Here is a 10,724-nt window from a genome sequence, read left to right on the forward strand (position 1 = left end):
CAGCAGTCAGAGTAAATATCGAAACCCCCGCGTCGCTGCGCTCCGAACGTCCAGCTTCGCGCGAAACCGCTGTCCACCTTCACGCGAAACGCGTGTCCAGCTTCCACGAATTACGCACCTTATCGGCGATTCGCATTTCACGATCGCGCATATGCATAGCCTGAATTGCTGGTTTTGCGCGATCCGCTGGGTCCCTATACTGGTCCGTCGCATCGGTTGTCACCCGTGCGCTCTTACAAGGAATCAACGCATGCAGGTTTCTCCGGACATCGCAGCGCGGGCGAAACTCGATGCGGCGCTTGGCGCGTTGCCGACGCTCGCGTCGGCTATCGGCGAAGACGCCGCGCAACGGGAATTGCGGCGCGAGTTGCCGTTCGACCGCTTTGCGGTGTTTCGTGAATCCGGTCTCGGCGTGCTGCGTTTTCCGGCCGAGTGGGGCGGCCTCGGCGGTTCCGTCGAAGATCTGATTCATGTGATCGCAACGCTGGCCGCGCACGAGTCGAACGTCGCGCACGCGCTGCGGATTCACTACGATCTGACCGAGCAATTGCTGCTGTCGCCGCGCTCCGATTTCAACGATACGCAGATCGAGCGGGTGCGCGGCGGCGCGATTTTCGGCGGCGCGTCGACGGAGTTGGGCACGTCGCGGCCTGGCGAGATCGTCACGAAGCTCGTGCGTGACGGCGAGCACTTCCGCGTATCGGGCAAGAAATACTATTCGACCGGCACCGCGTTTTCGGACTATGCGCGGATCAACGTGCAGGACGAGAACGACGAGAAGGTGTCGATCGTGGTTCCGGTTGCGCGCGAAGGGCTGACGGTGGTCGACGATTGGGACGGCATGGGCCAACGGATGACCGCGAGCGGCAGCCTCGTGCTGGACAACGTGCAGGTGTTCGCTCATGAGATTGCTACGCGCGGCTACACGAGCCTCGCTGGCCGCCATGGCAGCGCGCTGCGGCAGTTGCATCTGGTGGCGGTCGCCGCGGGCATCGTCCGCAACATTCTCGCGAACGCGCGGCGTTACGTGACGCAATACGGGCGTCCGGTGCTGCATAGCCCGGCACCGTCGGCGCGCGAAGACGGATTCGTGCAGCAGGTAGTGGGCGATCTGGCGGCGCACAGCCTGTCGATCGACGCACTGGTCGCGCAGAACGCGCGCACGCTGGACCGTTCCGCCGATGCGATCCGCAGCGGCGCGGCCAACGCTGAAGAACTGGTGCTGGACGGCGCGCTAGCCACCGCGAAAACACAACTGGTGGTGAGCAAGCTCGCGCTCTACGCGGGCGAACGGCTCTTCGAAGTGGGCGGTGCGTCAGCGACCGGACGCGCGCACAACTTCGATCGTCACTGGCGTAATCTGCGCACGATCTTCAGCCACAACCCGCTGCTGCACAAAGCGCGTGTGATCGGCGATTACGAGTTGAACGGTGTGACGACGCATCTGACCGAAGGTCGCGTGTTCTGAGTTTCAGCAGAATTCCTGCAGCCGTTTCAAAGGCGGTGGTGCGAGCTCGCCGCTTTTCATTCACTCATCATCCCTTCACCCCTCATCGAGCCTATACGACCATGAGCCGAGATTTGTTGTTACTGCTGGAGCCTGGCTTCACTGATCCGGATCGTCCCGGTGAACGTTTCATCTGCCCGGACGGCGCGCCGATCGAAGGATTGCTCGCGAGCGACCCCACGCTCAGCGCGCGCCTCGATATTCGGCGCCTGCCATTCCCGCGTCCGCGCGCCGCGGTGGTGGAAGCGCTCGATGCGGAGCATCAGAGTCTGCCGGTGCTGATTTTCGGCGACGAGCAACCCGCGCCCGCCGATGCCCAGGCGCTGGGCAAGAAGCGCTTCGTGACGGACACGCGCCGTATTCTCGATCTGCTTGCGCAGCGTCACGGCTTTCCGAAGGTGCATTGACCGGTTCTTTTGCTGCCGCAGCGGCTTTATCGTGACCGGCCAACCATGGGCTAGAAGGATCTGAATCACATGGCAGGGCTGAATCGACGCGGTTTTCTGATTTCATCGGGAACGGCACTCGCGGCCGCCGGCATGCCGGCGCTGACTTTCGCGCAGGGCGGCGACGCCGAAACGGGGCGGCACGCTGAACATGCTGATCAATCCGGCGCCGCCCGTGCTCGTGTCGATCTTTCGGACCACCGATCCCGCGCTCGTCGCGAGTTCGAAGGTGCTGGAGGGGTTGCTCGCGTATGACTTCGATCTGCGCCCGAAGCCGCAACTGGCCACCGCATGGACGGTCAACCCGGACGGTCTGAAATACACCTTCACGCTGCGGCAGAACGTCAAATGGCACGACGGCCATCATGAACCGCGGCCTCGGGGAACGGCCTGGTTCAGCGCGGCCATCGTTTGCGAGAGACGACGGCGAAGGTCACGGCGATCGCGCCCGCCTGAACGTGGCCATCGTCTGCCGAGAGTACGCTGGCGAAACGAGGGCGACGAGGGCGGCGCTGCCGACCAACCAAAAGATTCTGCGTAGGATCGGGATCGCCAGCGCGGTCGTCAACTGGGACATCTGTGCGGGCCAGCCGATGTGGGTGACGCTTAGGGTTTGTCGAGGCCATGAGTCATTGCGTGTGAAAAGATTTAATCCCGTATTGAACGACTCCATCATCGATTAGTAAAATGAATGATTTGATCCGTACGATAACAACGCGGAATGGAACTCAAACTGCTGAGAACGTTTTTGTCGGTCGTCGAGTTGCGTCATTTCGGGCGCGCGGCGGAGGCTCTGCATATGAGTCAGCCGGCGTTGAGCAAACAGGTTGGCGCGCTGGAGGCGAGCCTGGGCGCGAAGCTGTTCGAAAGGGGGCGGCATGGCGCGGAGCTAACGCGGTTCGGGGAAATTTTCCTACCCGATGCGCAAGCGCTCGTCTGCGACGCGGACGAGATTCTCGCGCGTGCGCGAGAGGCGGGCAGCGGCAGGCGTGGGCATTTGCGGATCGGCATTTGTCTGTCCGTGCTGATGATCGCGCCGCAGATCATTGCCGACTTCCGTCGGCAGTATCCGGGCATTGCCGTCGCGTTGAGCGACCTGTCTTCCGCTGAGCAAACCCGACGCCTTTTGGCGGGGAAGCTGGATGTGGGCTTTATGCGGGTGCCCTCGGTCGAGGGCCTCTCGTCTCTTCGTGTCATCGACGAGACACTGGCGCTGGCGTTACCCCCATGCCTTGAGCGCGTGCGTCTTCCCGCCGATTTTGGCAAGCTGAATGAAATGGGTTTCCTGGCCTTGCGGCGTGCGCGTGGGCCTGGACTCGCGGCTCAAGTCGACGCATGGTGTCGCGAACAGGGCTTTGTACCGAACGTGACGCAACAGGCTGAGGATGTGCAGTCTGTCCTGGCATCTGTCGCTGCTGGAGTTGGCGTCGCGTTCGTTCCCTCGCATGCGCAACATCTGCTTCGGGACGCTACAGTCCTACCGCTTCGTGGAAGACACGCGAAATGGCGCGTAGGGCTTGTGTGGGCGGATGCGCAGAAAAATCCTGTTACGTCACGGTTCGTCCCGTTTGTGCGCGCCGCGCTGAAAGGCGTCTGATTCTTCTTTCTGGCGTCGATCGTTGTTTCTTCATTTGCGACGAGGGTTGTCATGGCGCGGCCGCTGGTGACGGTATGATATGACAGCCTCTAGCCGACCCGAAACGGTCCTTAAGCTTTCTCCAAAGCGGACGGACTTGACCGACCGGGTTAATCAGATAGTGTTTACGGCTACGAGAGGTGTGGAAGGTACCGTCTGGGACCGCAAAATTCGCCGCTACTGCCGTGACAGAATCACCTTTTGCGTGCGTTCCACGCTCGGAGTCTGCCGACGGGAGGTCAAATGTATCGAAGCACCGATGTGAACAATTTTCGACGCCCCACCGAGCTCGAAAGGCAATTGATGGCCGAATTGACGATTGCCGATTTTCCGCGGAAGTGAAAGATCAACTTACGCATTGCACGGTTCGGCTAATCGACGAAGATGGCAGTTTCGAGCTGCGCGTCGAGGAATCGGCTTCCGCCCCGGTCACGTCACGTGTGCCAACAGAGCTTTACGGTCCTGACACAGACGGCGTACAAATCAGCGTGCTCTTACACGTTGTTCAAGGACGCTGTCAGGAGATCGAGGTATATAAGATCGACGGAAGTCCAATCCGACAAATGCCGACCAACTGGCAGCGCTTTATACCCGGCCCCGACTGATCGCGCACTGGCGAGCATACGCTTGAGGGGATGTCAAGTTACTACCATCGCCAGTCATGAGGTGGTTTGCTGACTTGCACCCATTCGCGCCTTGGACGCGAGGATGTACGCGTCTGTCTGCCACTCCTCGTAACCTAGAAGGAACCCCTCCATGCGTTCAAGTGACTCGTTCCAGCCAGTCACTTCTCCTGTGTGCCAAAGAAGTATGTAGGCGTCGATCCGCCACGCTTCATCAGGTCGTGCATACAAAACGCGCCTTGTACGGTAGCCTTCGAGGACCTTTGTCTCGACGTATTCTCTCTTTACAAAACGTCCAACTGCGACATAACGGTCGAACAGCCGCTCTGGAATTCCACTGCCATCTGTCAAGGCTGGATATTCTTCGCAGAAAGCGGCAAAGGGTTTCGCGCCGTCAAGCATCAGCGCAAGCTCCCGATTTGTGTGGATCTGGTAAGGAAGTTCATCAAGCCAATCACTGGGTCTCAGAATTGCTGAGACCGATTCCCCGGTCGGGAAACCGAAATGCGATGAGATTTTAGCTGTATCGTGCGCGTCTAACTCATAGACGCAATGTGCCTCAAAATCCTCGTCCCCCAACAAAGAGGAAAGGACAGACGGATCCGGCAGTTCGATCGCAAAGCTTTTTGCAGGACACGCCGTGTTCGTATCGATGATTTCGAGGATGAATTTAACGACCATGTCGAAGTACCCAAAGTTCGATGCTTCAGATTGTCGCCAATCCAGCACGCTCAGTCCAATGACGGCTCCTCGGCCGCCTGCTACCCGATGCGGTCGGCATACATCGCCCGCAATATTCCTTCACCACCGTCGCCGGCCGCGCTTAAAGGCCGCATCCCAAGAGCAAAGTGAATGATATGAACGCCCCCACCATCGCTACATGCAGCGTCAGCGGTACATCGGTGGCCAGCGATGGCTACCGAATAGAAATCGGTGACCATTGGCCTACTCAGCCGGAGGATCCATCATGACGCATACGATCGTGGGTGAGTGGACATCGCAACAAACGTAATGCGGGTGCACTGGGTCGCTCCAGAAACCGGCTAGATCGTGAACAAGCCTGTCAATCGGGCGGCGTTTCTCGAATATTTCGCCAATCGCCATCCTTGTCTTATCGATATGGAGTCTTGTAGCGCATCCTGACACTGGGCGCGGCGATTGATGGGGGTGCGGCAAAAATCCTGAACTGATTTTATGCCGCAATTCGGAGACTCTCCCGGTATTCGAGCGGGCTGAGTGAGCCAAGCGGGACCTTAATCCTCTTGGTGTTATACCAGCGGATGTAAGGGTCAACTACCGCAATGAATTGCGGGGGTGCGGACGAAATCTTGGACAGTCACTCTGCCTTTGTCGAAACCTCGATTGACGTTCCGCCCGAGCCTGTGGCGAGTCTGAATCGAGGTGGCCGGCCGTACGGCGTCTGCACGAAATGGCCGGCGTCAGCTCCCGCCACGGAGACGCGCAAACGACTACCTTTCGCCAGAGTCCACGCAACAGGCAGTAACGGCACGACGTAGTCGTCGACCACGTTCTTTTCGACCGGCGCGGAGTCCCGACGGTGATACGTCCGGAACGGCCACGTCGTGAGGTAATTCGCTGGCGCGGGAGCGACCTTTCTGTGAATCGCTCTCAGCATGCCTTCGGTGATGTAGTAAACCGAACCGTCCCCGGCGACCTCGGAGAGATACACGAATATGGACGCATCGCCTTCATTGATAGCCATTCTCAGCTTCGCTACGGCGTGCCCAATCATGGACAGGGGCTCGTCGAGCACTGCGGTATCGTAGTTCAACATCCGGGAGCAATGCTCACTCCAGTCCGGGTAGTAGTCGACAATTCCCGCCGCGCCCAGGCGCTCGTAGCGGGTGTTTGCGCCCGTAGTTGTCGAGAAGTCGGCCTGATAGGTGTCGACGCTCTCTTCAGCCGGCGCGCTGGTGAGAAGTCTGCCCGCGGTCGGGAAAAGCGTGATTGTGTGTTCAGTTGGCGGCCAGGTTGGAGCGCTTTCCCACTTCTCTGCGTGGATGTTGAAGTAGTGCACAGGCGCTTCCCGGCTTAGACCCGTATCCCTGCCGGCGAGATGCTCATCGAAGAAGCGAAGCAATTCGGCCAGCAGATTGTATTGAGGCGCGGCCTCCTCACGCCACGGGGAGACGTTCGTCCGGGCTCCGTGGTCCCACGCTCCAAGTAGAAGCCTGTCACGCGGGTTGTGTCTGGTCAGAAACCGGGTAATCGCCCCATTGCTGTACCCGGCGCCATCGAACCATCCCGATACCGAGTAGATCGGCACATCCTGCGGCACCTGGTCGAGGTAGTGATATGGGCTGCACACCGCAAGATTGAATAATGGGTCGTGCAGCATTCCCTCGTCGCGGAACGAAAATTCAGCCGCCGCATCGTGCAGACTGAAATTGTTCGAATGCTCGCCAATCGCCGCAGCGAGCAGAGACCGGTCAACATCCACGTCCACGGGATGCGGCCCTTTCAGGCCGGGGTCTGCGTAGTACGAAAATGCGCCAAGCAGGTCGCGCCGGTCGTGGTCCATGGCAAGCATCAGGCGGTCATAGGCGCCGGTCCAGACCTTCGAGAGCAGACCACCTGGATAGAGCTGCTCACTATAGATGTCGGACACAGCGAATAGCGGCGCAATCGCCTTCACGGCCGGATGACCGGTACTTGCCAGGAAACAGGCAGCAGCGCCGACGTACGAGATGCCAGTCGAGCCGAGCACCCCATCGGACCACTGCTGCCCAATCGCCCATTCCGCGACCTCTCTGTAGTCATCCCGCTCAGTTGGGGAGCGCAGGGCATCGCGCGTACCAAAACTGGCGCCTGTGCCACGGACGTCGACCACGACCACGACATAGCCTCGCGGAACAAAGAAGTCACGGTATCGGGCTGCGGCGGGCGCAGCTTCCGCGACATCGCCATGAGTCGCGAATCGCCGGTAGTAAGGCGTAAAGATAAGGAGGGCGGGGAATCGTTCTGCGGCGTGTTCGCCTTGTGGCACATAGATGTCCGCTGCCAGCCGGCAGCCGTCACGCATCGTGATGTATTGCGACAGCGGCGCAGCCGGAAGGTCGAACATCTCAGGGCGTGACGCCAGATACTGGCTCGGCGGCACCACCCATGCTGTGCCCTTGTCGTCGCGGTCAGACATGTCGGTTTCCTGTTAGAAGGTGCGAGTGTTATTGATGTTGTCCGGACAGTTGGGTGTGTCAAGCAGCAACGCCGGAAGAGCGGCATGAGCCAGGCAACGGACCAGGTCGACGTGATGGTCGTCGTAGAATCCTTCGTCATGGAGAAGGTTCACGGTCGCTACGACCTGTTGCCGCCAACGTACCGGGAAATTCAGGATGCTTCCGCACCCCGCGGCGAAGATGGTGTCCGCGTCGGGATAGTTAGCGAGAATGTCGTCCCTCGACCTGCCAACGAACGGCTCACCGGTGCCAAGGACAGCACGCAGTCGAGGCGCCTGCGCGATGGACTTGTGCCCTCCGACCGGATATCTGTCGCCCATATTGCTGAATGCCCGCGTGACCGTGCCGCGTCGTTCGTTGACTGTCAGGACTGTCAGAAGCTTCCGGCCAACGAGGCTATTCACCGCGCTGTCAAGCGCTTGCAGGGTGGCCCGCGGTTGTTCGACGCATGCGTGAGCCGACGCGATACCCGCCAGTTCCGCGAGTAGCTTTTCCGGCGTCATGCGTCGCCTCGGCGCACGTCTGCGAGCGACCCGCCCGGCGCCGGAGTGCCATCCCCGTGGGAGATTTCTTCAAGTGCCAGGTCTCGCGTTGGAACACCGAACACCAGCACGGTTAGCGCTCCAACGAGCAGTACGCAGGTCGTGACACCGAACACGCCGGCGAATCCGAGCACCGGATACATCATCCCGACCATGATGGGTGAGATGATGGCGCCAATGCGACCGAAAGAAGATGACGTACCCACGCCGGTCGCCCGAAGATAGGTCGGGAAAATCTCCGGCGTGTAGGCATAGATACCGCCGAACGTGCCGTTCATAAAGAACGACAGACAGATACCCGCGCAGGCAATCTGCCAGGGAGCGTTGGCAAATGCCATCCCAACGGCAGAGACGCCGCCGAGGACCATGTACCCCGCAATCGTGGCCTGTCTGCCGAAGCGTTCGTTGAGATATGCGGCCGACAGGTAGCCCGGAATCTGGGCGATATACATCAGCAGCGAGAATCCGAAGCTTCTGGTAATCGTCATGCCGTGCTGGACCAGCAGGCTGGGAATCCAGGTGAAGAAAGCGTAGTAACTGAAGGCGATGGCAAACCACATCGTCCACGACATTGCGGTCGTGCGCCGAAGCTTCCTGGACCAGATTGCTGCGAGGTTGCCAAAGAACGATGCCTGGACCGTGGGGGCTGCCGGCTTGAGGATGGATTCGGGCACCGGCTCGAACGAGCGCCCCTCTTTCAGCACCTGCGCCTCAATCCTGTCGAGAGTGGCGTTCGCTTCCTGGAGCCGACCGCGGCTCTCGAGCCACCGGGGCGATTCGGGAAGCGCGCGGCGCCACCACAGCAGAATGAAGATGGGCAGCGAGGTAATGACAACGACCACGCGCCAGCCGTTCTCCATGTGAGGGATTATCAGGTTGCCCAGAATTGCCGAAATGACATATCCAATGGCAAAAAATCCGGCGAGCGCTCCGGTGAAGGCCCCGCGATACTTGCGGGCAACGAATTCGGAAAGAAACGGCGCAACGATAGCGCTTTCGGCGCCAGCACCGAAGCCCGCAAAAATCCGGATCGCGTAGAACGCCTGCCAGTGGTCCACCTGCGAACTTATTAGCGACGCAACGCAGAAGATGACGAGCGCGGTCATCATCACAAACCGTCTGCCGAGCAGGTCACCACACAGCCCCGCCAGCAGCGCGCCGAAGAAGAAGCCCGTGTACGTACTGCTGGCAATCAGCCCGGTCTGGAAGGACGATAGCGACCATGCCTTGCTAATGGCAGGAAGAACGAACGCCATTGATGACGAGTCCATCGCATCAAAGGTATAGCCGAGTCCTCCCATGAAGAGCAGCTTTCTGTGAAAGCCGCAGAATGGTAAACGCTCGAGTCGCGCTGCGACGTTGGACATGCCTCATCTCCAGGTACTGCTCGAATCTCCGGGTGCGCCGGGTCCGAAAGAAATTCCAAAGCGGAAACCCGGCCTTCTCCAGGAAGAAAGAGCTTCCGACGTGTCGCACGGCACTGGTCTCTGCGCGCTTGATGTCATTAAACGAGGTCGGCTAATATGCGTCAAATGCGAAAAACAATTGTGGTCATGCGAAAATAGTTTAAGGAGAGCCGCGTGCTCAACGTGAAGGAACTGGAAGCCTTCAGGGCGTTCATCGAGTGCGGGTCGGTGACGCTGGCTGCAGACCGGCTGGGTCGAACGCAGCCCCAGGTGGGCAGGCTGCTGACGTCGCTCGAGGAATCGCTCGGCTTCGCGCTTTTCAGCCGCTCCGGAAAAAGGCTGCGCGCAACACCGGAGGGATGGCGGTTCTACAAGGAAGTGGACCGGGTCATGGGCGAACTGCAGTCGCTCAGTCGCTCGGCGGAGCAGATTCGCTCCGGTTCTTCTGACCACGTGCGCATCCTCACGGCCCCGCATGTGACAAAGGCGTTGGTCGCGCCAGCGTTGTCGTCGGTGGCGCGGGAGATACCGAACCTGACAGCCGAGGTTGCGTCTCGCGTGCGGCTCGATATCGAAACGTGGATTACGCAGGAGCAGTTCGACATTGGCGTTGGGATACTTCCCCTGGACAGTCCGGCGGTCGAGTCCGAACCATTTCTGCGGACATCCGTGGTGGTGGTCATGGCCGCGACGCATCCCCTGACCAGGCTGAAGGTCATTCAGCCAAAGCATCTGTACGACACGGCGCTGGTGGCGACGCATTCCAGGTCGTTGTTGCGCCAGAGTCTGGACCGGATGTTTCGCGAGGAAAAGAGGAAGCCCGACATCCGCTTCGAGGCGACCAACGGACTCATTGCCTGCGAACTAGCGGCGCAAGGTCTCGGCGTCGCGCTGGCCGACCCGTTCGTTGCGCTTTCGAGTGGAGCGAGCGGCCTCGCGATGAAGCGACTTTCGGTGAAGATTCCGCTTGAGTATGGATTTCTTTATCCGGTCGGGAAAAGTCGCTCGTTCGCCGTCCGTCGGCTGGCCGAAGCGGTAGTGCGGACAGCAAGGGACCGTCTGCCCGAAATTGGAGTGCCGGCGTCCGACTTCGAGTTCATCTAGCAGAAAATCGTCGACCCTTGCCTGTCACCGTGCGCAGCCTGAAAACGCGGTGCATTGAGGTCGGTCCGTCCTTTTGCCCGCTTCGTCCGTGAAGGATGACGTAGAACGCTCGCATCACTTAACCCTTTTGAGAGCGCGATTGTCGTAAGCGACTCGGCCCGACCGTTTCCCGATGCTGATTTTTCCAAAGCATGATGGGCGCGTTTAGATTGACGGAGCCAGTCAGCCATGTCGAACGCAGGGGCGCGAGCCCATCCCCATCG

Annotated in this window: 9 protein-coding genes and 2 pseudogenes; 6 read left to right on the forward strand and 5 right to left on the reverse strand. The window is 59.9% G+C overall.

Going from position 1 to position 10,724, the window contains the following annotated elements:
- Positions 1-250 precede the first annotated feature (250 nt).
- From ACTJLC_RS31305 to ACTJLC_RS31325, 5 genes and pseudogenes are all read left to right on the forward strand, one after another.
- Positions 251-1,468 (forward strand): acyl-CoA dehydrogenase family protein, encoded by a 1,218-nt coding sequence (locus ACTJLC_RS31305; RefSeq protein WP_440846316.1) that lies wholly within the window; start codon positions 251-253, stop codon positions 1,466-1,468.
- A gap of 101 nt (positions 1,469-1,569) precedes the next feature.
- On the forward strand, positions 1,570-1,914 hold the full coding sequence (locus ACTJLC_RS31310; RefSeq protein WP_310133604.1) for a DUF3088 domain-containing protein: 345 nt from the start codon (positions 1,570-1,572) through the stop codon (positions 1,912-1,914).
- A gap of 69 nt (positions 1,915-1,983) precedes the next feature.
- A pseudogene (locus ACTJLC_RS31315) lies at positions 1,984-2,314 on the forward strand (ABC transporter substrate-binding protein); the annotation flags it as partial.
- A 360-nt stretch (positions 2,315-2,674) separates the two neighbouring features.
- A complete protein-coding gene (locus tag ACTJLC_RS31320) occupies positions 2,675-3,550 on the forward strand; it encodes a LysR family transcriptional regulator (protein ID WP_440846319.1) in 876 nt (291 codons plus the stop codon).
- Between the two features lie 377 nt (positions 3,551-3,927).
- On the forward strand, positions 3,928-4,194 hold the full coding sequence (locus ACTJLC_RS31325; RefSeq protein WP_440846321.1) for a DUF6984 family protein: 267 nt from the start codon (positions 3,928-3,930) through the stop codon (positions 4,192-4,194).
- Positions 4,195-4,248: 54 nt separating this feature from the next.
- On the opposite strand, the gene ACTJLC_RS31330 is transcribed toward ACTJLC_RS31325, so the two are convergent.
- The 5 genes and pseudogenes from ACTJLC_RS31330 to ACTJLC_RS31350 form a co-directional block, all read right to left on the reverse strand.
- Complete coding sequence (locus ACTJLC_RS31330) at positions 4,249-4,941, reverse strand: hypothetical protein (RefSeq protein WP_440846323.1); 693 nt, start codon at positions 4,939-4,941, stop codon at positions 4,249-4,251.
- Between the two features lie 463 nt (positions 4,942-5,404).
- Positions 5,405-5,521: pseudogene (locus ACTJLC_RS31335) on the reverse strand (IS3 family transposase); the annotation flags it as partial.
- A gap of 27 nt (positions 5,522-5,548) precedes the next feature.
- Positions 5,549-7,369, reverse strand: a complete 1,821-nt coding sequence (locus ACTJLC_RS31340; RefSeq protein ID WP_310133597.1) for a CocE/NonD family hydrolase — start codon at positions 7,367-7,369, stop codon at positions 5,549-5,551.
- Positions 7,370-7,381: 12 nt separating this feature from the next.
- A complete protein-coding gene (locus ACTJLC_RS31345; protein ID WP_083083819.1) occupies positions 7,382-7,912 on the reverse strand; it encodes a GAF domain-containing protein in 531 nt (176 codons plus the stop codon).
- Complete coding sequence (locus ACTJLC_RS31350) at positions 7,909-9,318, reverse strand: MFS transporter (RefSeq protein WP_440846325.1); 1,410 nt, start codon at positions 9,316-9,318, stop codon at positions 7,909-7,911. The genes ACTJLC_RS31345 and ACTJLC_RS31350 overlap by 4 nt, the downstream gene beginning before the upstream one ends.
- Before the next feature lie 213 nt (positions 9,319-9,531).
- Between ACTJLC_RS31350 and ACTJLC_RS31355 the strand changes: the two genes are divergently transcribed.
- Entirely contained in the window at positions 9,532-10,461 is a 930-nt protein-coding gene (locus tag ACTJLC_RS31355) for a LysR family transcriptional regulator (RefSeq protein ID WP_310133592.1), read from the forward strand.
- Positions 10,462-10,724 lie beyond the last annotated feature (263 nt).

The organism is Paraburkholderia sp. 22099 (assembly GCF_052045835.1).
Classification (GTDB): domain Bacteria; phylum Pseudomonadota; class Gammaproteobacteria; order Burkholderiales; family Burkholderiaceae; genus Paraburkholderia; species Paraburkholderia terricola.